This is a genomic window from Acidovorax sp. NO-1 (assembly GCF_000238595.1).
Classification (GTDB): domain Bacteria; phylum Pseudomonadota; class Gammaproteobacteria; order Burkholderiales; family Burkholderiaceae_C; genus Acidovorax.
Map to the genome: position 1 here is coordinate 49,361 of NZ_AGTS01000145.1, position 23,893 is coordinate 73,253.

Annotated in this window: 19 protein-coding genes and 2 pseudogenes; 9 read left to right on the forward strand and 12 right to left on the reverse strand. The window is 65.0% G+C overall.

Annotated features, from left to right (window positions below; all coding sequences use genetic code 11):
• Positions 1 to 32: 32 nt before the first annotated feature.
• Positions 33 to 3,863, forward strand: coding sequence for an EAL domain-containing protein (locus tag KYG_RS20675; RefSeq protein ID WP_008906882.1), 3,831 nt, complete (start codon positions 33 to 35; stop codon positions 3,861 to 3,863).
• A 277-nt stretch (positions 3,864 to 4,140) separates the two neighbouring features.
• On the opposite strand, the gene KYG_RS20680 is transcribed toward KYG_RS20675, so the two are convergent.
• Positions 4,141 to 4,473: a hypothetical protein gene (locus KYG_RS20680; RefSeq protein WP_008906883.1), complete on the reverse strand. Its 333-nt coding sequence runs from the start codon at positions 4,471 to 4,473 to the stop codon at positions 4,141 to 4,143.
• A 207-nt stretch (positions 4,474 to 4,680) separates the two neighbouring features.
• Between KYG_RS20680 and KYG_RS20685 the strand changes: the two genes are divergently transcribed.
• Both KYG_RS20685 and KYG_RS20690 read left to right on the forward strand, forming a co-directional pair.
• Positions 4,681 to 4,863, forward strand: a complete 183-nt coding sequence (locus KYG_RS20685) for a hypothetical protein (protein WP_008906884.1) — start codon at positions 4,681 to 4,683, stop codon at positions 4,861 to 4,863.
• Between the two features lie 49 nt (positions 4,864 to 4,912).
• The gene (locus tag KYG_RS20690; protein WP_008906885.1) at positions 4,913 to 5,314 is read left to right on the forward strand and encodes a hypothetical protein; all 402 of its coding nucleotides are present in this window, start codon (positions 4,913 to 4,915) and stop codon (positions 5,312 to 5,314) included.
• Between the two features lie 50 nt (positions 5,315 to 5,364).
• Here the strand turns inward: KYG_RS20690 and KYG_RS20695 are convergent, their stop codons facing one another.
• A complete protein-coding gene (locus KYG_RS20695; RefSeq protein ID WP_008906886.1) occupies positions 5,365 to 6,249 on the reverse strand; it encodes a LysR family transcriptional regulator in 885 nt (294 codons plus the stop codon).
• 128 nt (positions 6,250 to 6,377) lie between these two features.
• Between KYG_RS20695 and KYG_RS20700 the strand changes: the two genes are divergently transcribed.
• Complete coding sequence (locus KYG_RS20700; protein WP_008906887.1) at positions 6,378 to 6,776, forward strand: hypothetical protein; 399 nt, start codon at positions 6,378 to 6,380, stop codon at positions 6,774 to 6,776.
• A 26-nt stretch (positions 6,777 to 6,802) separates the two neighbouring features.
• Positions 6,803 to 6,920 (forward strand): annotated as a pseudogene (locus KYG_RS25305) (AsnC family transcriptional regulator); the annotation flags it as partial.
• Between the two features lie 96 nt (positions 6,921 to 7,016).
• On the opposite strand, the gene KYG_RS20705 reads toward KYG_RS25305, so the two are convergent.
• The 3 genes from KYG_RS20705 to KYG_RS20715 all read right to left on the reverse strand — a co-directional run bounded on the left by KYG_RS20705 (position 7,017) and on the right by KYG_RS20715 (position 10,835).
• Entirely contained in the window at positions 7,017 to 7,868 is an 852-nt protein-coding gene (locus KYG_RS20705; protein ID WP_008906888.1) for an endonuclease/exonuclease/phosphatase family protein, read from the reverse strand.
• A 311-nt stretch (positions 7,869 to 8,179) separates the two neighbouring features.
• A complete protein-coding gene (locus tag KYG_RS20710; RefSeq protein ID WP_034695658.1) occupies positions 8,180 to 8,770 on the reverse strand; it encodes a lysophospholipid acyltransferase family protein in 591 nt (196 codons plus the stop codon).
• 151 nt (positions 8,771 to 8,921) lie between these two features.
• Entirely contained in the window at positions 8,922 to 10,835 is a 1,914-nt protein-coding gene (locus KYG_RS20715; protein ID WP_085942637.1) for a propionate--CoA ligase, read from the reverse strand.
• Positions 10,836 to 10,990: 155 nt separating this feature from the next.
• On the opposite strand from KYG_RS20715, the gene KYG_RS20720 reads away from it, so the two are divergent.
• The 3 genes from KYG_RS20720 to KYG_RS20730 are packed head-to-tail and all read left to right on the forward strand — an operon-like array spanning position 10,991 to position 13,972.
• Positions 10,991 to 11,941, forward strand: coding sequence for a chromate resistance protein ChrB domain-containing protein (locus KYG_RS20720; RefSeq protein WP_008906891.1), 951 nt, complete (start codon positions 10,991 to 10,993; stop codon positions 11,939 to 11,941).
• Complete coding sequence (gene chrA / locus KYG_RS20725; protein ID WP_008906892.1) at positions 11,938 to 13,302, forward strand: chromate efflux transporter; 1,365 nt, start codon at positions 11,938 to 11,940, stop codon at positions 13,300 to 13,302. Before KYG_RS20720 ends, chrA begins: the two co-directional genes overlap by 4 nt.
• Positions 13,303 to 13,333: 31 nt before the next feature.
• Positions 13,334 to 13,972: a rhodanese-like domain-containing protein gene (locus KYG_RS20730; RefSeq protein ID WP_160165358.1), complete on the forward strand. Its 639-nt coding sequence runs from the start codon at positions 13,334 to 13,336 to the stop codon at positions 13,970 to 13,972.
• A 70-nt stretch (positions 13,973 to 14,042) separates the two neighbouring features.
• Here KYG_RS20730 and KYG_RS20735 read toward each other — a convergent pair whose 3' ends face one another.
• From KYG_RS20735 to KYG_RS20750, 4 genes are all read right to left on the reverse strand, one after another.
• A complete protein-coding gene (locus KYG_RS20735) occupies positions 14,043 to 14,648 on the reverse strand; it encodes an isochorismatase family protein (protein ID WP_008906894.1) in 606 nt (201 codons plus the stop codon).
• A gap of 472 nt (positions 14,649 to 15,120) precedes the next feature.
• On the reverse strand, positions 15,121 to 16,047 hold the full coding sequence (locus tag KYG_RS20740) for a glutaminase (protein ID WP_008906895.1): 927 nt from the start codon (positions 16,045 to 16,047) through the stop codon (positions 15,121 to 15,123).
• 3 nt (positions 16,048 to 16,050) lie between these two features.
• Complete coding sequence (locus KYG_RS20745) at positions 16,051 to 17,238, reverse strand: M20 aminoacylase family protein (RefSeq protein ID WP_008906896.1); 1,188 nt, start codon at positions 17,236 to 17,238, stop codon at positions 16,051 to 16,053.
• 37 nt (positions 17,239 to 17,275) lie between these two features.
• Entirely contained in the window at positions 17,276 to 18,616 is a 1,341-nt protein-coding gene (locus KYG_RS20750) for an MFS transporter (protein ID WP_034695628.1), read from the reverse strand.
• 126 nt (positions 18,617 to 18,742) lie between these two features.
• Between KYG_RS20750 and KYG_RS20755 the strand changes: the two are divergent.
• Positions 18,743 to 19,644: pseudogene (locus tag KYG_RS20755) on the forward strand (LysR family transcriptional regulator).
• A gap of 368 nt (positions 19,645 to 20,012) precedes the next feature.
• Here the strand turns inward: KYG_RS20755 and KYG_RS20760 are convergent.
• The 3 genes from KYG_RS20760 to KYG_RS20770 all read right to left on the reverse strand — a co-directional run bounded on the left by KYG_RS20760 (position 20,013) and on the right by KYG_RS20770 (position 23,878).
• Positions 20,013 to 20,948, reverse strand: a complete 936-nt coding sequence (locus tag KYG_RS20760) for a ribose-phosphate diphosphokinase (protein ID WP_008906898.1) — start codon at positions 20,946 to 20,948, stop codon at positions 20,013 to 20,015.
• A gap of 2 nt (positions 20,949 to 20,950) precedes the next feature.
• Entirely contained in the window at positions 20,951 to 22,570 is a 1,620-nt protein-coding gene (locus KYG_RS20765) for a thymidine phosphorylase family protein (RefSeq protein WP_369750104.1), read from the reverse strand.
• Between the two features lie 141 nt (positions 22,571 to 22,711).
• Positions 22,712 to 23,878, reverse strand: a complete 1,167-nt coding sequence (locus KYG_RS20770) for a PQQ-dependent sugar dehydrogenase (protein WP_034695631.1) — start codon at positions 23,876 to 23,878, stop codon at positions 22,712 to 22,714.
• Between the last annotated feature and the right edge of the window lie 15 nt (positions 23,879 to 23,893).

A 23,893-nucleotide genomic window follows, 5' to 3' on the forward strand; every position in this document is an offset into this window, starting at 1 on the left:
TTTGTCGGCAGGTCTTGTGCGGGCGTTCTTTCATGGGTAACAACACCCTTTTGGCGGGCACGGCGGTCATGTCGCTGCTGCTGGTATTGGCATGGCTGCCCCCCAAAGAGGCGCTGACCCCGTCGCGCAGCACCCTGCTGCTGCTGGGCGTGGCCGGTGGCATTGTCTCGGTGCTGGCCTTTGCGGCCTTGCGCTGGAATGCCCCGGAACTGCGCGTGGCGGCCTACCCTACTGCGGCCAGCTTTCTGGCACTTTTTTTCGGCGCACCGGCCGCCATCGTCACGGCACTGATGGCCCTGGCCGCGGTGGTCTGGGCCGACCCGCAGAGCGCACTGCCAGCCACCGTGGTGCTTGGTATGGCGGTCACCAGTGGAATGCTGTGGCGCATGGTGGTCGCGCGCAGCGGCGTACCCCCTTGGGCTGCGGTGGTGGGCCTGACCCTCACCTTGCCGCTGGCAGTGGCCATCGGCCTGTGGGCCAGCAGCGGCGGGGCCGATGCGCTGCTGCCCTTGCCCTGGCACCACGGCGCCGGTGTGTTGATGCTGGGCGTGGGGCGCCTGCTGCTGGCCACCAAGGCGCGTGCCGAGCTTGCGCGCACCGACATCCAGCACACGCTCGGGCAGCAGGAGCAGCAACTGCAGCTGGCGCTCGATTCGATGGCGGGCGGGCGCTGGGAATGGGACGTGGCAGAGCGGCGATTTCGCTGCCATGGCAGTTTCTACGAGACCTTTGGCATCACACCGGCCGATGCCGATGCGCCCGACCTGTGGGACCGCTGGTATGCCCGGCGCCACCCCCAGGACGCCGAACGCAACGCCGCCAGGCTGGCGCGGGCGATGGACGGGCTGGAAGACAGCTACGAAGCCGAGTTCCGGGTGATGGACAACGAGGGCCGCTGGCACTGGCTCATGTCGCGCGGCACCGTGGCCACGCGCGATGCAGCCAACCGGCCCACCAGCCTGATCGGCATGGACGTGGACATCACCGCGCACCGCGAGGTGCAGGACGCGCTGCGCACCTCAGAGCTGAAATACACCACGTTCTACCAGACGCTGCCCGACCCTGCGGGCATCTCGCGCATCGCTGACGGCCGGTATCTGGACGTGAATCCGGCATTCTGCGAACTGCTGGGGCGACCGCGTGAGGAGGTGATCGGGCGCACCTCCACCGAACTACGGATCTGGGCCAGCGAACACGAGCGCACCCGCTTGGTGGAGACCTTCCTGCGCGAGGGCAAGGTGGACCGCCTGCCACTGGTGGCGCAGCGCGACGGTGTCCGCATACCCGGCCAGATGTCGGCACGCTCCGTGCTTGTGGATGGCGAAAACTGTTTTGTTTTCGTTTTCCACGACATGACCGAAGCCCACCGCGCGAGTGAAGAGTTGCGCGCCCTCAACGGCCTCTTGCAGCAGGCCGGCCGCCTTGCCCGGCTGGGTGTCTGGGAGGACGAACGCGGCAAGGGCCTGGTGTACTGGTCCGACGTGTGCCGGGACATCCACGGCCTGCCCCCGGGCTCTCCCGTGCCGCACGACTACATCAACCACCATGTGGCCCCGGCGTACCGGGACGCCCTGCGGGAGCGCGTGCGCCAGAGCATCCTCACGTGCACCGACTGGAGCATGGAGATGGAGATCGTACGCACCGATGGCCGCCTGGTGTGGGTGCGTGCCCGGGGCGAGCCGGTGGTCGAGAACGGGCGCGTAACCCGGTTGCGCGGCGTTGTGCAGGACATCGACGAAACCAAACGCGCCGAGCAGCGACTGCGCCAGTCCGAAGAGCGCTTCTCGCGCATCTTTCACCTCATGCCCTACCCCATGGGCCTGTCCCGCCGCAGTGACGGGCGCTATGTGGACATCAACGCCGCCTGGGTGGAGATGCTGGGCATCCCCCGCGAGGAAGCTCTGGGCCGCACGGCCGTGGAGCTGGGCATCTTCCCCGCGCCCGTGCGCGAGCGCCTGGTGGCCGAGGTGGAGCGCACGGGCCACCTTGCCAGCTACGAAGTCATCCTGAACGTGCGCAACGGACCGCCGCGCACGGTGCTGCAGTCGATGCGGGCCACCGAATTTGACGGAGAACCCTGCTGGCTTTTCTCGGTGCACGACATCACCGACCGCAAGCGCAGTGAAGAGCGGGTGCGGGAACGCGAGGAATTGCTGTCGCTCACCATTTCAGCCGCCTCCCTGGGCCTGTGGGACTGGAACCTGCAAACTGGCGAAATCACCGGCGACACCCGATGGCGCGCGATGCGCGGGATTGCCGCCGATGACGAACAGGCGCCCACCGGCCCCGTCGCGACGCAGTGGACCGCAGGCGTACCGCCGGACGATATGGACCGCATCACCGCCGAACTGGCGCGCCATACCGAACACCCGGCCACACCGTTTGATGCCACCTGGCGCGTCAACCCGCCCGGTGACCCGGCGCGCTGGGTGCGCAACCTGGGCAAGATCGTCGGCTTTGACGCCGCGGGGCGCCCCGAACGCATGCTGGGCGTGGCCATCGACGTCACCCCCCAGCGGGAGCAGGAGGTGTTGCTGCAGCGCCTGGCGCTGTTTGATGCCCTCACCGGCCTGCCCAACCGGGTGCTGCTGGCGCGCAAACTGCAGGAGTGCATGGACAAGGCACACAAGACCGGCAAGCAACTGGGCGTGGCCTATCTTGACCTCGACGGCTTCAAGCCCGTGAACGACCGCCTGGGTCACGGCGCGGGTGACCGCCTGCTGGTGGTGGTGGCCGGGCGCCTCACGCGCGCCTTGCGCCCGCTGGATACCGTGGCCCGGCTGGGCGGTGACGTATTCGTGATCCTCATGCCCGAACTGGAAACAGCCGACGACTGCGAACGCCTGCTCCACCGGGTGATGGAAAGCGTTTCAGCGCCGTACACGCTCGATACCGAGCGCGTCGTGGTCACGGCCAGCATTGGCTACACGGTGTTTCCGCAAGACGCCGCCGACGCCGACGCCCTGCTGCGCCACGCCGACCAGGCCATGTACGCCGCCAAGCAGGCCGGGCGCAACCGGTTTCACCAGTTCGACGCCGCGCAGGAACGTGCCCTGCAGGTGCTGCGCGAACAGGGCCGCCACCTGCGTGAAGCGCTGACGGCGTCGCAGTTCACGCTGTACCTGCAGCCCAAGGTGGACATGCGCAGCGGCGCAGTGGTGGGCGCAGAGGCGCTGGCCCGCTGGAACCACCCCGAGCGCGGCGTGGTGCCACCCGGCGATTTCCTGCCCCTGCTCGAAGGTACCGAACTGGAAATCAGCTTTGGTCAGTGGGTGGTGGAGGCCGCACTCACCACTCTGGAGCAGCTTTCTGCGCAGGGCCTGCATCTGCCCGTGGGCATCAACATTGCTGCGCCCCACCTGCAGCACCCCGAGTTTTCAGAGTGGATGGCCCGCTGCATCGCGCGCCACCCCGGCGTGCCCGCCCATCGGCTCGAAATTGAAATCACCGAGAGCGCCGCCCTGTACGACCTGGGCGCGGTGGCCCAGACCCTGACCGCACTGCGTGCCCAAGGGCTTGTCATTTCGCTGGACGACTTCGGCACCGGCTATTCATCGCTGACCTACCTGCGCCGCCTGCCCATGGACACACTCAAGATCGACCAGAGTTTTGTGCACGGCATGATGAGCGACCCCGGCGATCTGGCCATCGTGCAGGGCGTGATCGGCCTGGCCCGCTCGTTCGGCTACCGGGTGATCGCGGAGGGTGTGGAAACCGTGGAGCAAGGCCAGATGCTGCTGCAGTTGGGCTGCGCGCAGGCGCAGGGCTACTGCATCGCCCGGCCCATGCCCCTGCACGACTTCATCGGCTGGGCACGGTCCTGGCAGCCACCGGCTGGCTGGCAGCGGCAGCGGCCTCTCTAGACAAATAGGACTTCATCGCTTTATCCGCGTGAACTCGTAGCTATCGATTCCATAGCTCCCCTGCCTGCGATAACCCACGTCCGCGGCCTCAACGCCGCCTCTCTCGCCGCTGCACTGCGTTGCCCCGGCAAAAAAACGTTTCCGCGGCAACACCAGATCGTGATGACCGGGGCGTGCGGCAAGTGCCCAATGCCCTTGCCGTAACGTGAGCGCACCGCCTTATGCACCAAGGGCGGCGCGCGACACATCGCAACGGGTCCCGGCGCCTGCGTCATGCTTATTGCAAACCGGCCGAGCGCGGTACCCTGGATGGCGAGGTGCGCTTGATCTTGCGAAATACCGTGCGGACAGCACGTGCGAGCGCCTCGTCCAGCGCGGTGCGCCAGTCCCTGGCCACCGAGGAAACCACCACCAGTCCACGCCCTTCTGTTTTCACTGAAAGCTGGCAGCGCTTGTCGCACCCACCGCGCGGACCGTTGAGGTCCGACAGCTGGACTTCAGTACGGGGCACTTGCCAGCCGAGGCGGCGGAACACAAATCGCACCCGACGCTCGGCCTGATCGCGCATGTTGGAGCCTTCGGGGTCGCGTGTAAGAAAAAGCACTTGCATGACATGTCTCCTGGTTGAAGGAAGCCTCAAGACTAGGATGAGGGCAGCGCCGGAAACAGCAGGTTTTTCGGAAGCCTAACCTCGCACCGGACTGAGCAAATAAGCATCGGTTTTATCTACGTGTAGCTACGGTTTAAACAGGTTTTTCCACAAGCGTGGAGCACCTAGATTGCAGTGTCTGCAACACGACCCCGAAAGAACTCAATCATGAAAATCCGATACACGCTCGCCGCCGCGCTGCTGGGCAAATTCCACCACGTCCTAGAAGCCGTACGGACTCTTCTAGCTGCACCGGCCAGGTCTGCCCTGCAGCCAGTACGGATCCAGACGAAGGCCGAACGCCGCCTGCGGGCCGGCCACCTGCCCGGCCGCTATCGCCACTACGACTAGCCATCTCTCCCCACACGCCATTGCTCCCGAATCTGCACAGGAGGATTTCATGCGCAACTACCCCCACAACAGTCCTGAGGCCGCGGCCCGCATCGTGGCCCTGGTCCTGATATCAGACGGCAACGTCTGTCGTTCGGAGATCGATACGCTCAGGGATATGGAAGTTGAACAAGAACTGGGTATCGCGCCTGGTGCGTTCGCCCGCGTGGTCAGGGACCTCTGCGAAGATCTGCTGATGGGCGCACACAGCAACCGCTCCATGACCGCTCACCTGGATGAAAATATGCTGACATCGATGATGTCGGCGATCAGTGCGAAGCCCTTGCAGCACAAAGTCTTGCGCCTCGCCGCAGCGGCCGCACAGGCAGATCGCCATTTGGCCGAGGCCGAAGCTCGGGTGATGGCGTCGGCTAGCCGCCAGTGGACACCCAAGCCGATGACCGTGCCGTGATCCGGCGCACGCGCCATATGCAGCACATGGGGCACAAGGCCGCCCGGGCGTCAGGCCTGCGCGCTGGCAGCAAGGATCTGCTTGACCAGCGGATGGTGCAGCCCGCGGCGCGAGCGGATGGCGTGGATTTCCTCGCGCACATCCTCGCACTGTCCCAGCAACCTGAGGCCGCGCATCTGCCCTACATCGCCCGCACCGAGCTGACTTACCGGAAACACTCCCATACCCCGCGCGGCAAACACCGCCAGCAGTGCGCTGTCTTCAAATTCGCCGACGATTCGCGGTTGGATACCCTTCGTGTCGAACCAGTGGTCAAGCGCCATGCGCAGCGCAGAGTGACCTGTGGGCAACAGCACGGGCAGGTTGTTCAGTGACAGGGGAAACCCCTCGCGCTGTGCCTTGCCCACCAGCTTGGCTGGCCCATACCAATGCACGCCCGAATCCACCAGCCGCTCACTGGTCAGCCGCAGGTTGGGGTTGCGCGGTGCCGACTGGCCGGCCAGCACGACATCGAGCTGGTGCAGGGCCAGTTCCGCCAGCAGTTGCTCGACTTCGCCTTCATGGCACACCAGCCTTAGATCGGGGGTTTCGAGCACTGGCGCAAGTAGCGCATGCGCGGCCAGCTTCGAAATCCCGTCTGACAGCCCAACCGAAAGCTGCGCCGCGCGGCCTGTGGCGGCCTCGCGCACCTCGTCCGGGAGCGACTGCCCAAGGGTGAAAATTTCCTCGGCACGTTTAAATGCGGCCTGCCCGGCAGGCGTGGGCGCAACCCCCCTGCCCGCCGGCTTGAGCAACTGGTGCCCCAGCTGCTTTTCCAGCTCGCGCACCTGGGCACTGATGGTCTGCACCGCCATGTCCAGGCGTTCGGCGGCCCGCGCAAAACCACCTTCCTTGATGACAACCCAAAAATAATAGAGGTGGCGGTAGTTCAACATGTCGAATCAGCTTCGGGAAAACCGCATCTTAGTTGCGGGCAGGGTTGGTTTATCCAGCGCCATTCCCTCGCCAGACTACGGGTTCTCGCACCAACTATCTGACCTATTTCGAAGAAGAGGAACAACACATGCTTTACATCGCCAACTGGACCCTTGTCATGCTGCTGTTTGCGCTGTGGTCGCTCGCGGCCTGGGCCTTTCATGGCGTGGTGGTCTGGGCGCTAACCGTGGCGCCCTCGCTCACCGGGCCGGCGGCCGACCTCTCGTCCGTGCCCATGCCCGCGTGGCTGCTGCAGTTTTTGCCCGTTGAGGCGATTCAGGGCCTGATCGTGGCACTGACCGAAACGTGGACCCTGCTGGCCGGATTCCTGCAGGCTGCGCCCTCGGTAGCCAGCGGCGTTACGGCCGTAACTTGGACCTTGTGGGGGCTGGGCAGCGCAGTGCTGCTGGCGGTGGGTGTGGGCATCCACCTGTGCGTATCGCTGTGGGCCCGTCGCAGCACGGGTGCGGCCAGGCTGTCGGCTTAGGCCGTGTAGCGCGCCAATCGGCGAATAGCCACGAGCGGCTCGACGCCCTGCTCGGACAGATCGGTCAGATCAGACTGGGTACACCAAACGCAAACCAGCATCGTGCTCAGCCGCAAGATCGACCGCCGCAGCGTGGGGCTTTAGCTTCAAGATACTCTGTTTTTGATAGCTGCCAGCGCTTGCTGTATAAGCGCTAGAGGCCAAAAAGCCTTGAAATCGATGGAGTAAGTGAAGCGAGCGCTATCGCGCCACCAACCGTACGGCCACAGGGCGATGGTCAGAGCCCAAATCTGGCCCATGGCCAGAGTCCACAAGCTGCCACCCCCTGGATGCCAGAACATGGTCGAGCGGCAGAACTGACAACCAGCCAAACGCGTTGGGCCAGCTCCCTGCCAAACCGCTGGCGCGCCTGAGCTGCGAATCAATGGCCAACAGACCCTTTGCCCAAGGCGTGGTGTTGAAATCCCCCGCCATCAAGGCCAGCCCGCCCGATTGCGACAAATGGTGCGTTTCCTCGACCAAGGCCTGGTCCCGGAGTTGCGCGTAGGTTGCACTCAGAGGCGGCATGGGGTGAATCGCACTGAGGCGAACGGGGCCGCCTGCCCAAGTCACCGTGGCCCGCAGCCGCAGGGTGGCTTGCATGTCTGCAGGCTCCACCTTCTGCACCTCTGACAGCGGGTAGCGCGACAGAATGGCCAGCCCAAACTGGTCGGGTTGCGGTGCCTCCACGCGATGCGGGTACCGTTGGGCAACTTCTGGCGATTGAAGGGCTTGCTGTGCCTGCCCCGTGAATTCCTGCAGAAACACCACATCTGGCGCTTCGCCAGACACCAGCCAGCCCACCAAGCCGCTGAAATCCGTGGTGTCAAAGTTCAGATTGGCGGTGGCCACCTGCAGCACAGGCCTGGCCCCCACAGGCTCGGTGCTGCGGTCCAGCGTGCCGGATTGCACAAAGAACGTAGCGGCCAGAACAAGGGAAGGTATGAGCGGCCACCAGGCGCGCTTTGCAACCACCAGCACCGCGAGACAAGTGATCCCCGCCACCAGATACACCCACTGCCAATGGGAGATCAGCTCCAGCGCCCATTGCACATCTTCAAATTCATGGAGGGGGATGATTCGGAGAATGGGTGCGCTCAGGCTGAAAATTGTGCACAGCCAAATGATCCACTGTGTTCTGGAAGCAATGAAACGTGCTATCGGAAAGTGAGGCATGAATGGGGCAACCCGCCGGAGGCGGGTCAGCTTGACTGATGATTAGACCGCTGCTAGCCGTTCGCCCGCTTGGGAAGCACTATTACAGTGTTGCGTTTCTGCGCCCTGAAGTACTTCACTATTGATAGCTTCCTGCGCTTTCTGGATAAGCGCCAGAGGCCAATTTCATTCAAATTTTCCTGAATACATCAGGCCTCGAACTGCCCCGGGTTCTTGCCCTTGATGGGCGCGTAGAACGCCTTGATGTCGGCCATGTCGGCCTCCACGTCGCCTGTGGGCTGGAACAGCGGGCCCAGGCCACCGACCTTGCGCTCGTAGTCCACAAACGCCAGCACGATGGGTACGCCCGCCTGCTGGGCGATGAAGTAGAAGCCCGTCTTCCAGTGCCGCGTCTTGCCGCGCGTGCCCTCGGGCGGCACGATGAGTTGCATGGGGCCGTCGGCGTCGCGCATGGCCTGGGCCGACAGGGCCACCAGGTTGCTGGCCTGGCCCCGGTTGACCGGAATGCCGCCCAGCCAGCGCATCAGGCCACCGAAGGGCCAGCGGAAGATGCTCTGCTTGCCCATCCAGTACACGCGCAGGCGCAGCACGAAGGCGAGCATCAGGGTGTAGGGCAGGTCCCAGTTGCTGGTGTGGGGTGCGGCAATCAGCACGCTCTTGGCGGCGTGCTGCGGTAGCTGGCCCTCCACCTTCCAGCCCGTGGCCTTGAGGATGGCGACGGACAGCCCGCGCAGCAGGGTGTTGACGACCGGCGTATCAAAAATGGTGTGGTGGTGCATGGCAGGCGCTGCAGCCGAGGGCACCAAAGACTTCGGATACTTCTTGCTACAAAAAAATCGGGGCCAGTGTACCAAGCGAGCCACTGGCCCCGCTTTTCGCTGTCGAGGCTCCCAAACCGTCAGTTGCCTGGTACACGCGCCGGGGTATTCTTTACCCCACCAGCTCCTTGACCTGCTGCAGCGCGGCAGGGTCTTCCATCGTCGTCAAATCGCCCGGGTCGCGCCGCTCGGCCACGGCCTGCAGGGCGCGTCGCAGCAGCTTGCCGCTGCGGGTCTTGGGCAGCACGGTCACAAAGTACACGCGCGATGGACGCGCCACGGCGCCGAGCTGGTTGTCCACCTGCTTCATCACCTCGCCTTCGAGCTTGAGGCGGGCGGCGTCGTCCGTCAGGCCCGAGGCATCACGTGGCACTGCAAACGCCATGGCCACCTGGCCCTTGAGGCTGTCGGCCACGCCCACCACGGCCACCTCGGCAATGTTGGGGTGCGACGAGATGGATTCCTCGATCTCGCGCGTGCCCAGGCGGTGGCCAGCCACGTTGATCACGTCATCCGTGCGGCCCAGGATGAAGTGGTAGCCGTCGGCATCGCGGATGCCCCAGTCAAACGTGCTGTAGATCAGGCGGCCGGGGATGCTCTTCCAGTAGGTGTTCACAAAGCGATCATCGTCGCGCCACACGGTCTGCATGCAGCCGGGGGGCAGCGGCCCTTCGATGGCGACCACGCCCTTCTGGTTGGCGCCGGTCAGCTCTTCGCCATTGGTCTCGTCAATGAGCTTGACGTGGTAGCCATACATGGCCTTGCCCGGGCTGCCAAAGCGGGTGGTCTGCTGCTCCACGCCGTTGGCCAGGGTCAGGATGGGCCAGCCGGTTTCGGTCTGCCAGTAGTTGTCGATGATGGGCACGGCCAGTGCGCCGCTGATCCACTGGGCCGTGGGTTCGTCCAGCGGCTCGCCCGCCAGCCACAGGGCCTTGAGACTTTTCACGTTGTACTTGGCCAGATAGGCCGGGTCCTGCTTCTTCAGCACCCGCACCGCCGTGGGGGCCGAGAACATGTGGGTGACCTGGTACTTCTCCACAATGCTCCACCACACACCGGCATCGGGCCGCGTGGGCAGGCCCTCGTACATAATGGTCGTCATGCCCGCGATCAGCGGGCCGTAGACGATGTAGCTGTGCCCCACCACCCAGCCGATGTCACTCGTGGCGAAGTACACGTCGCCCGCCTTGGCATCAAAGATGTGCTTCATGCTCGCAGCCAGCGCCACGGTGTAGCCACCCGTGTCGCGCTGCACGCCCTTGGGCTTGCCCGTGGTGCCGCTGGTGTACAGCGTGTAGCTGGGGTGGGTGGATTCCACCCATTCGCAGGGCACCACGGTGTTCAGATGCTGCTCGCGCAGGGCGGCCCAGTCGTGGTCGCGGCCGGCACGCATGGCGGCCGGGGCCAGGCCGCGGTCCACCATCAGCACGGCGGCGGGCTTGTGTCTGGACAGCGCAATGGCTTCGTCCAGCAGCGGCTTGTAGGGCACCACCTTGCCACCGCGCGAGCCTGCATCGGCGCTGACCACGGCCACCGGCTCCGCATCTTCAATGCGTGAAGCGAGCGAGCCCGAAGCGAAGCCGCCAAACACCACCGAATGCAGCGCGCCAATGCGCACGCAGGCCAGCATGGCAAACGCTGCCTCGGCAATCATCGGCATGTAGATGAGCACGCGGTCGCCCTTCTGCACGCCCAGGCTTTTCAGCACGGCTGCCATGCGCTGCACCTCGGCATGCAGCTCGGCAAAGCTGTAGCTGCGCTCGGTGTTGGTTTCGGTGGAGATTGCCACCAGCGCCGCCTGGCTGGCGCGTGTGGCCAGATGCCGGTCTACCGCGTTGTGGCACAGGTTGGTGGTGCCGCCCACAAACCATTTGGCAAACGGCGGCTTGCTGTAGTCACAGACCTGCTGCGGCGGCGTCTGCCAGTCGATGAGGCGGGCCTGCTCGGCCCAGAAGGCGTCAGGCTGCGCCAGGGACTGGCGGTAAAAGTCGGCGTAGGCGGTCATGGCGGCTTGTCTCCTCGGCATCTCTTCGGGTCCGTCGGGGTGGCGGGTTCTGAATTCATAATTATTCATAACGGACTTGCGGCAAGCTGACGAGGGGTGCCTTCACTCAATAGAGTGTTTTGTGGCGTAGATTTAAGAAATATATATTTCTATAATCAACGCATATACTTCACACAATGTGGTCCACCCTCATCATGACCTTGCCCACACAGCCCAATGCGGTGCGGCTGCGCATCTGGCGCCATCTCAAAACGCTGGGCTGCGCGGCCCTGCGCGATGGTGCCTATCTGCTGCCCCGGGAACACGCGGGCCTGCTGGCCCCCGTGGCCGAGCAGGTTCGCGAGCACGGCGGCACGGCCATGGTGTTGAGCATGGCGGCCACCGATGACGCCCAGCGCGCCGCCATTGAAGCGCTGTTTGACCGCACCGAAGCCTTCACCCAGTGGCGCGACACCGCCACCGCCCTGCAGGCCGACCTGGCGCAGCTCAGCGAAACCGATGCCCGCCGCCGCCTGCGCAGCATTGCCGACGCGCTGCAGGCGCTGCACCGCACCGACTACTACCCCGGCAGCGCAGCCACCCAGGCCGATGCCGACCTGGCCACACTGCGCCAGGCGGTGGATGCCTGCTTCTCCAAAGGCGAACCGGCGGCCCAGCCTGCGCATGGCATTGCGCGCCTGGACCGCACGAAGTTCCAGAACCGGCGCTGGACCACGCGCGCCCGGCCCTGGGTGGACCGCCTGGCCTGCGCCTGGCTGATCCGCCGCTTCATCGATCCGGGCGCGGTCTTTGTCTGGCTGCAGGACCCGGCCCAGGCGCCGCGCGGCGCACTGGGCTTTGACTTTGACGGTGCCCGCTTCACCCATGTGGGCGCGCGTGTGAGCTTTGAGGTGCTGGCCGCCAGCTTTGACCTGGATCGTGCCGACGCCCGGCTGCAGCGCCTGGCCCGGGTCGTGCATTACCTGGATGTGGGCGGCATCCCCGTGCCCGAGGCTGCGGGCCTGGAAGCCGTGCTGGCCGGGCTGCGCGAGGTACATGCCGATGACGACCAGCTGACCCAGGCCGCCGCCGCCGTGTTCGACGCGCTGTATGCCGCGCCCCTCCCCTCAAACCCCCTCGCCGCATGACAACATCCGCCAACGCCCCCACCCTGGAGCGCCCCGCCGCCGTCGGCTTTGGCGAGGCCCTGCGCTTCTGGCTCAAGCTCGGCTTCATCAGCTTCGGCGGTCCGGCCGGGCAGATCGCCATCATGCACACCGAGCTGGTCGAGCGGCGCCGCTGGATCAGCGAGACGCGCTTTCTGCACGCCCTCAACTACTGCATGCTGCTGCCCGGCCCCGAGGCGCAGCAACTGGCCACCTACATCGGCTGGCTGCTGCACCGCACCTGGGGCGGCATCGTGGCGGGCGCCTTGTTTGTACTGCCCTCGCTGTTCATCCTGATCGCGCTGTCCTGGGTGTATCTGCGCTTTGGCGATGTGCCGGTGGTGGCGGGCATCTTCTACGGCATCAAGCCCGCCGTCACAGCGCTGGTGTTGCACGCCGCGCACCGCATCGGCACGCGCGCGCTCAAGAACGGCTGGATGTGGGGCATCGCCGCCGCGTCCTTCGTGGCCATCTTTGCATTCCACACGCCCTTCCCGGCCATCGTGCTGGCGGCCGGGCTCATCGGCTACTTCGGTGCAAAGCGCTGGCCCGCCGTATTCGCACTCGGTGGCGGACATGGCAATACCCACAAGGGCTACGGCCCGGCGCTGATCGACGACGACACGCCCACGCCTGCCCACGCCCGCTTCTCGCGCAGCCACTTGGCGAAGGTGCTGGCGGCGGGCCTGCTGCTGTGGCTGGCAGCCATGGGCGTGCTGGTGGCCACGCAGGGCTGGCAAGGCACGCTCACGCAGATGGGCTGGTTCTTCACCAAAGCCGCGCTGCTGACCTTTGGCGGCGCCTACGCCGTGCTGCCTTACGTGTATCAGGGCGCGGTGGAACACTACCAGTGGCTCAGCGGCCCGCAGATGATCGACGGTCTGGCCCTGGGCGAGACCACGCCCGGCCCGTTGATCATGGTGGTGGCCTTTGTGGGCTTTGTCGGCGCCTGGCTGCAGCAGGTGTGGGGGCCGGACGCGCTGTTTGCCGGTGCCGCCACGGGCGCCGTGGTGGTCACCTTCGTCACTTTTCTGCCCTCGTTCATCTTCATTCTGGCCGGCGGTCCGGTGGTGGAGGCCACGCACGGTAAGCTCGGCTTCACCGCGCCGCTGTCGGCCATCACCGCCGCCGTGGTGGGCGTGATCCTGAACCTGGCGCTGTTCTTTGCCTGGCACCTGCTGTGGCCGCAAGGCTTTGGCGCGGCAATGGATGCGGTGTCGGCCGTGATCGCGCTCGCAGCCGGTGTGGCGCTGTTCCGCTTCAAGACCGGCGTGCTGAGCCTGCTGGCGGCGTGCGCGGTGGTCGGGCTGGCGGTGACGTTGTTCAGGCCCTGGCTCGCCTGAATCCAACCCCATGACGCTTCGAGGACATCCCATGCAAGCACTCTCTGGCACCTCCTCCCTTCCACCCGGCATGGCCCTGGCGTTGGCCGCCAGCTTTGGCAGCCTGGAACACTGGCATGCGCAGCTCGTGGCGGCAGCACGCGATGGCGGTACTGGCGCGCTGCAATTGGCGTTTCAGGACGATAGCGGGATGCTGGTGAACGAGCGTGCCTCGGTCAGCGGCACGCCGCTGCTCACGCTGGATGAGTCCGGGCATGACCCACTGGAGGCAGCGGCCGCTGTCGAAACCCTCCTCGCCACCATCGACTGGGCTGCTGTCTATAGCCGCTACCAGCTTGCGGTGACTGCTGCCAGTGACAGGCTGCAGGCGTCGGCGCAGGAGGCGCAGCAGGCCGCGCACCTCATCGACGTGCGCCGGGCGGGCGCCTACGCCGGGGCCGCCACCACCCTTCCCGGCGCCCGTTGGCGCGATCCGGCCGCCATTGGAACCTGGTTGCAGGAAATTCCTGTGGGTGCGCAAGTGGTCGTGTACTGTGTCCATGGCCACGACGTAAGCCGGGCCGCCGCGCTGCGCCTGCGTGCTGCGGGCATCAAGGCGCGCTTTCTGCAGGGCGGACTGGAGGGCTGGGCGGCATCGGGCCACGCCCTGCAGCCCAAAGACGCGGCTTGAAAACTATAGTTTTGATAGCTGCCAGCGCTTACTGGATAAGCGCTGGAGGTCAAAAACACTGAAGATTTAATTACTTCACCAGCGCCAGCACATCCTTGAACGCCGGGTGCTCGCAACTGCCCAGCCATTCAAATGCGACCATTTCAGTGGTCACCAGCTCGGCGCCTGCGCCAGCCAGGCGGTCAAAGGCGGCATCACGGTTGCGCTCGGTGCGCGAGCCGCAGGCGTCGGTCACCACCCACACTTCAAACTCGTCGTCGATCAGGTCCAGCGCGGTCTGCAACAGGCAGACATGGGCTTCGCACCCTGCAATGACGATGGTGCCGCGTTCGGGCGCTTGCTGCGCGGGCTTTTGCAGGTGCTTGGGCAGGCTGCGCGCGTTGCCGCCCTGCTGCGGCTTGGCGGGGGGGCGCAGCCATTCGCCCAGGCCTTCCTCGGCGGCGCTGAAATGCATCTTGGCCAGGGTGTTCTGGCACAGGGCGCGCAGAGCGGGGTCGTTAGCGCCCAGGCGCGAGGGGTTTTGCTCGGTGCCCCACACGGGTACGTCCAGCATGCGGGCAATCTCGGCCAGGCGGCGGGCATTGGCCAGCACGGCGGGGCCTTCAAAGATGGCGGGCATCAGGCGTTCCTGGTAATCAACCAGGACGAGTTGGGATTCGGTGGCGTCAAGCAGCATGGGGGGGTCTTTCTCTCGTGTGGGTGCAAGGGCCGGATTGTCGCAGCCGTAGCGCAGCGCCGGGGGCTTTGCACCTGCCGGCGTATCTTGAACTTTGCGGGCAGGCCCCAGCGCGCTTGGCTGGCAGGAGCATGGGAGGTAGCTTCATGCAACCCTTGGCTCTGAACAATGCTTTTACCCGCTGGAATCCGGGCCGGCGGTCGTCATGACCACCCGGGATGACGCAAAGGACAACAACATGGGCCGGTCTTGCCGGGCCTCCCTTGATTCAGGAGTGTCTTGCCAAGCTGGAGTGAAAAGTCATCGCAGAGTCGCTGGGATTGCCTCGCTCAGGCTGGCCGACCATGCCGGCGCTCCAAGCAGTCTGGCGGCAATCGGCCGGCGAGGCAGTCTCACCGACCTCCATTCAAACCAGCCAGCCTGCTCAAAATCCGGGTCTGTTCATGTCGGGGCAAACGATAAAGTCTGCACATCAGAACACCGACCAGCCGGTGAACTCTGACAACTCTTGCAGCGCGCGCGTGCCGAGCAGTGAATTGCCAAACGCATTCAGGCCAGGAGACCAGACCGCGATCGATGCATGTCCCGGAACGACGGCAAGAATGCCGCCTCCGACGCCACTCTTGCCGGGGAAGCCGACCGAATAGGCAAAGTCGCCTGAACCATCATAGTGCCCCGCGACCAGCATCAAGGCGTTGATGCTGCGTGCCTGAGCTGGGTTCAGCAGGTGGGCTGCGGAGTCGAAGCCGGCCAGGAACCGGCCGACGCTGGCCAATTGCTGGCAGTTCATCGCGATCGCGCATTGGCGACAGTAAATCTGCAGCAGCCGTTCGCATTCGGTGTGCAGATTACCGCACGAGCGTAGAAAGTACGCCAGGGAGAAGTTGCGGTAGGCCGTGCGGTATTCCGAGGCGGCAACCTGTTCATCAATCGAGATCCGGTCATCTCCCGCCGCCGTGCGAACGAAATCCATCAGTTCGTCGAGTCCGCCGCCCGCGTCAGGCGCATCAAGCATGGCGTCGGTGGTGACCAGTGCACCCGCATTGACGAAAGGATTGCGCGGTTTGCCGCCTTCCTGCTCAAGCTCAATGACCGAGTTGAAGGTGTAGTTAGATGGTTCCTTGCCCACCCGCTTCCAGAGCCGGTCGCCGTGACGGCCCAATGCGATCGCCAGCGAGAAGACCTTTGAGATGCTCTGGATCGAAAACGGCGTCGCAGCGTCGCCCGCGCTCAGCTGCTCACCACTGGCCAGGCACACACTGATCCCGAACTGATGCACATCAACGCTGGCCAGTTGCGGAATGTAGTGCGCCACCCGGCCGCGTTTGTGTGCGCGCTTCATGCGCGCGTCGAGCCCTACCAGAAAGCTCTGGAGCGTTTCCAAAGCGGCGCGGTCCATCGTTCAAACCAGATAACGCCGCGCCAGCAGCGCCCAGTATGCAGCGCCAATGGCCAGGTTGGCGTCGTTGAAGTCGTAACCCGGGTTGTGCACCATGCAGGCGCCCAGCTTGTCGCCATCCCCGTTTCCAATCAACAGGTAGCTGCCGGGGCACTTCTCCAGCATGAAAGCGAAATCTTCGCTGCCGGTGAGTGGCGGGGCCTGCAGCACAACGCGCTCGGCACCAACCAATTCGCTGCCAATCTGGCGGGCGAAGTCGGTTTCGTCCTTGCTGTTGACCAGTGCCGCGTAGCCGCGCCGATAGTCGATTTCAGCCTTAACGCCAAAGCTCTGCGCCTGAGCGTGGGCGATTTCGGTAATGCGCTGCTGCAGCAGGCTGCGCACCTCGGAATCGAGCGCGCGCACGCTCAGCTCAAGATATGCACTGTCGGGGATGACGTTATTGGCGCGCCCGGATTGCAGCACCCCCACAGTAACCACCGCTGTTTGAAGTGGATCGACGTTGCGCGAGACCACTGTCTGCAACGCCATCACCAGGCTGGCCGCCGCCACCACCGGATCGGCTGCCTTGTGCGGCACAGCACCGTGACCACCGTGGCCTACCAGCGTAATGTAGACCTTGTCAGAGGAGGCCATCATTGGGCCTTCGCGAAAGATCAAGTGCCCCTGTGGCCAGCCGGGCATGTTGTGCATGCTGAAGACAGCGTCACATGGGTATTTGTCGAACAGGCCGTCGTTGATCATGCGCACGGCGCCACAGTCGCTGGTGCCGTATTCCTCCGCGGGCTGGAAGATCAGGTTGAGTGTCCCTGAGAAGTCACCCTGCTCTGCCAGCACCTTGGCTGCCGCCAGCAGCATGGCCGTATGTCCGTCGTGGCCGCAGGCGTGCATGACGCCCTGGTTGCGACTTGCGTAGTGCAGCCCCGTGGCCTCCTGGATCGGCAGTGCATCCATGTCCGCGCGCAGGCCCAGCGTGCGCGTGCCGTCGCCACGCTTGAGTTGCCCGACCACACCGGTTCCGCCCAGGCCGCGCTCAACGTGGTAACCCCAGTCCCGCAGTCGCGCAGCCACCAAATCACTGGTGCGCAGCTCTTCGAATGGCAGCTCGGGGTGCTGATGGATATCACGGCGCAAAGCGATGAATTCGTCTTCGTGTGCGCGTACCGCCTGCAAGGTGTCTTGAACAGTCATGCTATGAACTCACAGTCCGCAAAAATTCGCCTGGTGATCATTTCTGTAGTTCCTTGTCACCGCCGGTTTCGCGCATGAGCAGAATGCCGACGATGGCGATCAAGCTGGTGATAAGTACATAGAGCGCTGGCGCCGCCGGGTTGTTGGTCACCTTGATCAGCCAGGTGATCACCAGTTGCGCGGTGCCGCCAAACAGCGCCACACCAAAGGCATAGGCAATCGACAGCCCGAGCGCGCGTACATGGCCAGGGAACAGCTCCGGGATGGCCACCAGCGTTGGCGCGCCACCAATGCCCGTGAGCAATGCCAGCAGCGCAGTCGCCAGTGCCAGAGTGGCAACGCTGGTATGGTCGATGAGCAGCATGTAAGCCGGATAGACCAGAACAAACAATGCCACGCGAGCCCAGAGCATCACCGGCTTGCGCCCATACAGATCTGACAGCCAGCCCCCCAGCAGCGCACCCGCCCAGGTCGCCACGCCGAATACGATGGTCGCCGACATGGCGATCGTCGCGGAGAGCTTGAGCGTGGTCACGGCATAAGTGGTCATGTAGATCGCCGCATAGGTCGAGATCGTCACACCCAGGATTACCATGAGCGCCAGCATGATCGGTCGCAGATGGTGCCGGATATCGGCCAGCGGGCTCTTGATGGGTCCGCTATGCGTGGGATGCTCGAGGCTCTCAGGCATGTGGCGGCGCAGAAAGAAAGCAATGGGGATCAATGCCAGACCGAGCAAAAAAGGGATACGCCAACCCCACGCCAGCATCTGCTCCTTGCTTAGCGCCAGCGTGAGCACAATGCCGACGACGCCAGCCGCAAGCGAGGCTATGCCCTGGCTGGCAAGCTGCCAGCTGCCATACAGGCCGCGCCGGCCCTGGGGTGCGATCTCGATCAGATACGTCGTAGACGGCCCGACCTCGCCGCCCAGGGCCAGCCCCTGCACCAGCCGACAGGCAATGACGATGATGGGTGCCGCCAACCCGATGCTTGCGTACGAGGGGGTGAGCGCCATGCCGATCGTGCCGATCGTGATGAGCGCAATGGTCAACAGCATGGCCGGCTTGCGTCCGACACGATCAGCAAAAGAGCCGATCAGCAGCCCGCCCAAAGGGCGCGTGATGAAGCCAACGCCAAAGACCGCTACCGACAGCATCACTGTGACCAGCGGCTCGTCAGCAGGAAAGAAGGTCTGGCCGATATACACCGCGAAGAACGCGTAGGTGGTGAAATCAAAGAACTCCAGCGCGTTACCCGCCACTGTTGCAGCCACGACGCGGGGCTGCACCTTGCTCTTCGCGGCAGTTGAATTGTTCGATACGCGCTGGGATGTGGGCGGCAACGCGACGTCGCCCATACTGGAATTTTGAACGCCCATGAATTTGTCTCCGGATGATTGCTGCTGCCCTGGACGACAGCGTGCGAAATCATATGAATCATGATCAAATGCGTCTAATGCATAATTTATTCGGAATGCATTCAAAAAACTCATGCGACAAACGAAATGAACCTGCGCCATCTGGAGTACCTGCTGGCTGTGGCGGACACCGGTTCGTTCAGCCGCGCCGCGGAGCGGTGCCACATCACCCAGTCCGCCCTGAGTCGCAGCATCCAGACCCTCGAAGACGACCTCGGAGCACGTCTGATAGACCGAATGGGCAAGCGCAACGAGTTGACGCCGTTCGGCCAGACCGTTGCAAGCCGGGCGCGCCGCATGGTGCTGGATGCCGTTGAGCTAAAACGCAGCGCACAGCTATTGCAAGAGGGCTACTTGGGGGTCATCCGCATTGGGCTCGGCGCGGGGCCTACTGCACTGCTGATGCAGCCCTTTCTGCGTTACATGGCCTGCATGCATCCAAGAGTGCAGGTCAGCCTCGAATCAGGCCCCCCGAGTTGCAGACCAAGCGCTTGCGCGAACTTGGATTCGACGCACTGGTCGTGGATCTACGCAGCGTCACGCCAGCTGATGACCTGTTGATCGAAGATTTGGGCCAAATGCGCGGTGGTTTCATCTGTCGCGCGGGTCACCCCCTTACCAAGCTCAACACCCCCATTACATTTGCACACCTCCAACGCTATCCGTTAGGGTCGACTTCACTCAATCCGGAGTTGGCACGTCTTCTGATCACCCGCTATGGACCCGCAGCGGATCCCCAGGTCGCGGTGACCCTGCGCTGCAACGATGTCAACAGTTTGCTACACGCGGTACACGGCAGTGACGCGGTGTTCCTCGGCCTAATCAGCCCTGCGCGTGAAGCCATCGCCAACGGTAGCTTGGTGGAGTTGCCCATCACTCCGGCGTTGAACGAGGGCGCACACTTTGCGTTCGTTACCCTGGCCGACCGTACTGAAGCGCCTGCCATGGGAATTTTTCGCCAGTTTGTAGCCGAGCATCTGCATGACTGAGAGCCCCTTGTGGGCCACGCTAAATCTTCCAAGAGCCTTGGTTCAAAGTCTTTTTGGAGTTGCACGAGTCCTTTGCTGGGTTGGGATGCAAGGCACGGGGCGCTGCGTACAGCTCGGCTATCCACAAGCGCCGTAACGCCGCAGACCGCCCGGCAAGGCAATTGCCCAAAGGGTTGGGTGAAATCGGGCCGATGAATTTGGAGTTTTGGCACCCCCCGATGCTTGCCCAAGCGGTCGCTCGCCAAAAATTGACCAGCAGTTGGAACGAGTCGGCTGCTGCAAACCGTCGTGTCACACAAGCCAGCCACCAGAAAACCGGCTGCTGGACCATGGCCGACAGTGCTACATATCCAGTCGGGCAAACACATTCAACCGGGAATATCAGCCCCAAAGCCCCACAACTGCCCCACCCCCCGCGCCAGCTCCACCGCCATCGCCACCGCGTTCGTAGGGTGCGCCACGCAATCCGTGCTCCAGAACTCTCCTACCCCTGCCGCGTGCAGCGCGGCCAGGGCCTCTGCGTCGATCAGCGCGTGCGTCACCGCCACGTCCACCGAGGCAGCGCCCGCCTGCAGCAGCAGCCGCGCCGCCTGGGCCAGGGTGTGGCCGGTGCTGGCCATGTCGTCGAGCAGCACCACCGCCCTGCCCTGCACGGCCACGGGTGGCAGGTGGATGGTGACGCTGCGGTCGCCGTGGCGCTCCTTGGTGCAGACGGCGTGCTCCAGGCCGTGGCGCGCGGCGGCCTGGGCCACCCATTGGGCGGATTCGCCGTCGGGGCCCACCAGAAGCGCGCCGGGGCGCTGCTGCACGATCCAGTCGGCCAGCAGCGGCGCGCCGCTCAGGGCCACGGTGCGCGCGGCGGGCACGGCATCGTCAAGCGTGGCGACGCGGTGCAGGTGCGGGTCCACGGTGACCACGGCGTCGAACAGGCTGGCCAGGAAGGGGCCGACGATGCGCTGGCTCACGGCCTCGCCGGGGTGGAAGGCGATGTCCTGGCGCATATAGGCCAGGTAGGGCGCCACCAGCGTGAGCTGGCGCACGCCCAGGCTGCGCGCGCTGCGCGCGGCCAGCAGCAGCTCGATGAGCTTTTCGTTGGGCTGGTCCAGGCTGCGCAGCAGCACGGCGCGCGCGGGCAGTTGGCCCGCGGCGTCCACGGGCAGGGTGAGCTTGAGCTCGCCATCTGGGAAGCGGTGGCGCGCGATCTCCAGCGCGGGAAGGCCGCAGGCGGCGGCCAGGCGGGCGGCGGCGGCGCGTTCGTCGCCGAAGTGCAGCAGGCAGGCCGCGGGGGCGTCGGGCGCGGCCATGCTCAGAACTCCACGAACACGTGGGGCACCTCGTCGGCGCTGCCGATGCGGTAGCCGCTGGCGCGATGGCTGGCCTGGCGGGCAAACTCCAGGTCGGCCGGGAAGCCCGCATGCACGCGGTACATGGGCTGGCCTGGGGTCACGGCGTCGCCGAGCTTGCACAGCAGGTCCACGCCCGCGCCCTGCACCTTGGGTGCGCCGGCCAGGCGGGCGATGCGGGCGATCTGCTGGTTGTCTATGCCCGCCACCACGCCGGCGGCGGGTGCGCAGATCTCGAATTGCAGCGCGCCAAGGTTGGGGCTGTTGTGGTCGAACTCCTTGGCGCCCTGCGCGGCGATGATGTCGCGCATGCGCGCCAGTGCGCGGCCGGAGTCGAGGATGTCGCGCGCGATGCCGTAGCCGTCGCCGCCGCGCACGTCGGGGTCGCACTCGATCAGGCGGCCCGCCAGGCGCAGGGCCTTCTGGCGCAGGTCGTCGGGCGCACGCGGGTCGTTTTGCAGCACGCGCATCACGTCGCGCGCCTCCAGCACCGGGCCCACGCCGTTGCCCACGGGCTGGCGGCCGTCGGTGATGACCACGTCCAGCGACAGGCCCATGCGCCGCGCCACGTATTCAAACAGGCGGCGCAGGCGCTGCGCCTCGGGCATGGAGCGCACCTTGGCCGTGGGGCCGATGGGGATGTCCAGCACCAGGTGCGTGGCACCGGCCGCCACCTTTTTCGACAGGATGGATGCCACCATCTGCCCGGCCGAGTCGATGGACAGCGGCCGCTCCACCGAGATCAGCACATCATCTGCGGGCGACAGGTTGGCCGTGCCGCCCCAGGCCAGGCAGCCCCGGTAGTCGCGCACGATGTCGGCCAGCTGGTCGAACGGCAGCTCCACCTTGGCCAGTACCTCCATGGTGTCGGCCGTGCCGGCGGGCGACGTGATGGCGCGTGACGAAGTCTTGGGGCACAGCATGCCGTGCGCCGCGACGATGGGCACCACGAGCATGGTGGTACGGTTGCCGGGAATGCCGCCGATGCAGTGCTTGTCCACCACCAGCGGTTCGTGCCAGTCCAGGCGCCTGCCGCTGGCCACCATGGCGTCGGTCAGGAAAAAGACTTCCTCGCGGTCCAGCTCGCTCTGGTGGCAGGCCACCACAAAGGCGGTGAGTTCGATCTTGGAATAGCGGTGGTTGGCAATGTCGCGCACGATGGCGCCAAAGTCCTCGCGCGTGAGACGCTCACTGGCGATCTTGCGGAACAGCGCGCCCATGGACTCGGGCGGCTCGGCCTGCGCCACCGACACGGTATGGCCGTTGTCCACGTCCAGTTGTGCAAACGCATCTTCTGACAGCCCGAGCTCGTGGCAGCCCACGATGGCAGGGTCGTCCACCACGTTCACCGTGGCCAGAATGCGGCGGCCGTTGGCGCGCACCTCGATCTTGGACAGGGCCTGAAAACCTTCGGCCCGGTACACGGCGCAGTCGCGGTGCAGGTAGGCGACGTTTTCGCGCCAGGTGTCGATGGCCACGCGGCGCAGGGCCAACTGGGAGCGGGGCGCCGCGTCATCGGCGATGGTGGCTGGCGCTGGGGGCCATGAAGCGGGGGACGAAGAGGAGGATGTCTCGGCGTGCATGGCACCAGCCTAACGGCAAAGTGCCCGGCAAGCCCCCGGGAGCACCCCGCCCTGCTGCAATTGCACGGTGGATCTTGCAGTGGCCATGACCTAAGTCAAGATTTTCCGCGCCACTTCGGCCTCTCAGCACCGCCGCTTCTCTCACTGGGGTTGCAAGCGCAATAACCGGCCCTCTGCGCTGTCGGTCACCATATAAAGAAGGCCGTCGGGCCCCTGGCGCACGTCGCGAATGCGCTCGCCATTGCCCTGCAGCAGTTTTTCCTCGCGCCGCACCTTGCCGCCGGCCACTTCCAGCCGGTGCAGGGTGCCAAATTTGAGTGAACCAACAAACAGGCTACCCTGCCACGCTGCGCCATACCGTGAGCTGGTCAAGAACGCCATGCCTGACGGCGCAATGGATGGCACCCAGTAGTGCAGGGGCTGCTCAGTGCCTGCCTTTGCCGTGCCCTCGCCCATCTTGCCGCCGCCATAGTTCTCGCCATAGGTGACCACAGGCCAGCCGTAGTTGCGGCCCGGTTGGGGCAGGTTGATCTCGTCGCCCCCCTGCGGCCCATGCTCGTGCATCCACAGCGTTCCGTCGGGCGCCAGCGTGGCGCCCTGGGGGTTGCGGTGACCATAGCTCCAGATCTCTGGCAACGCGCCGCTCTGGCTGACAAACGGGTTGCCAGGCGGCACGGAGCCGTCTGGCGTGATGCGGATGACCTTGCCGTGGTGGTTGTCGAGCTTTTGCGCATCGTCCTTGCGCTGGTAGCGCTCGCCCAGCGCCAGGAACAGGTTGCCGTCCGCCGCCTGCACGATGCGGCAGCCATAGTGCAGGCTGCTTTCCACCTTGGGCTGCTGGCTGAAGATCACCTTCACGTCCTGCAGGCTGCGCGCATCCGGCGACAGCGTCGCCCGCCCAAGGGCCGTGCTGTTGCCCCGTGCGCCAGGGGCTGCAGGCTCGGAAAAACAGAAGAAGATGCGGCGGTTGGCCTCAAACGCCGTGTCGGTCACCACATCCAGCAGGCCACCCTGCCCGCCCGTGGCGATGGCCGGAAGCCCCGCAACCGGTGCACTCACCTGCCCGGTGGCGCTCACCACGCGCATCTGCCCCGACCGCTCGGTGACAAGGAACTGCCCCTGGGGCAAAAAGGCCACCGCCCACGGGTTCTTCAGCCCCTGGGCCACCGCCACCAGCGCCACCGCAGGCGACGCAGTTTGTGCAGCCGTGGATGTGGCCGTTGCGATGGAAGCGCCGAACGCTACCAAAACAATAGCTACTCGCGCTTTACCAGTAAGCGCCGGTGGCAGTTTTTGCATGAATTTCATGGACTTGAACTCCGT

Excerpts from the sequence above, each read along its gene's own strand:
- KYG_RS20680 (WP_008906883.1), bottom strand. The coding sequence starts at position 4,473 with ATGCAAGTGCTTTTTCTTACACGCGACCCCGAAGGCTCCAACATGCGC.
- KYG_RS20700 (WP_008906887.1), top strand. The coding sequence starts at position 6,378 with ATGCTTTACATCGCCAACTGGACCCTTGTCATGCTGCTGTTTGCGCTG.
- KYG_RS20730 (WP_160165358.1), top strand. The coding sequence starts at position 13,334 with ATGCAAGCACTCTCTGGCACCTCCTCCCTTCCACCCGGCATGGCCCTG.
- KYG_RS20760 (WP_008906898.1), bottom strand. The coding sequence starts at position 20,948 with ATGGCCGCGCCCGACGCCCCCGCGGCCTGCCTGCTGCACTTCGGCGAC.
- KYG_RS20735 (WP_008906894.1), bottom strand. The coding sequence starts at position 14,648 with ATGCTGCTTGACGCCACCGAATCCCAACTCGTCCTGGTTGATTACCAG.
- KYG_RS20695 (WP_008906886.1), bottom strand. The coding sequence starts at position 6,249 with ATGTTGAACTACCGCCACCTCTATTATTTTTGGGTTGTCATCAAGGAA.
- KYG_RS20720 (WP_008906891.1), top strand. The coding sequence starts at position 10,991 with ATGTGGTCCACCCTCATCATGACCTTGCCCACACAGCCCAATGCGGTG.
- KYG_RS20740 (WP_008906895.1), bottom strand. The coding sequence starts at position 16,047 with ATGGACCGCGCCGCTTTGGAAACGCTCCAGAGCTTTCTGGTAGGGCTC.
- chrA (WP_008906892.1), top strand. The coding sequence starts at position 11,938 with ATGACAACATCCGCCAACGCCCCCACCCTGGAGCGCCCCGCCGCCGTC.
- KYG_RS20675 (WP_008906882.1), top strand. The coding sequence starts at position 33 with ATGGGTAACAACACCCTTTTGGCGGGCACGGCGGTCATGTCGCTGCTG.
- KYG_RS20745 (WP_008906896.1), bottom strand. The coding sequence starts at position 17,238 with ATGACTGTTCAAGACACCTTGCAGGCGGTACGCGCACACGAAGACGAA.
- KYG_RS20770 (WP_034695631.1), bottom strand. The coding sequence starts at position 23,878 with ATGAAATTCATGCAAAAACTGCCACCGGCGCTTACTGGTAAAGCGCGA.
- KYG_RS20750 (WP_034695628.1), bottom strand. The coding sequence starts at position 18,616 with ATGGGCGTTCAAAATTCCAGTATGGGCGACGTCGCGTTGCCGCCCACA.
- KYG_RS20685 (WP_008906884.1), top strand. The coding sequence starts at position 4,681 with ATGAAAATCCGATACACGCTCGCCGCCGCGCTGCTGGGCAAATTCCAC.
- KYG_RS20690 (WP_008906885.1), top strand. The coding sequence starts at position 4,913 with ATGCGCAACTACCCCCACAACAGTCCTGAGGCCGCGGCCCGCATCGTG.
- KYG_RS20715 (WP_085942637.1), bottom strand. The coding sequence starts at position 10,835 with ATGCCGAGGAGACAAGCCGCCATGACCGCCTACGCCGACTTTTACCGC.
- KYG_RS20710 (WP_034695658.1), bottom strand. The coding sequence starts at position 8,770 with ATGCACCACCACACCATTTTTGATACGCCGGTCGTCAACACCCTGCTG.
- KYG_RS20765 (WP_369750104.1), bottom strand. The coding sequence starts at position 22,570 with ATGCACGCCGAGACATCCTCCTCTTCGTCCCCCGCTTCATGGCCCCCA.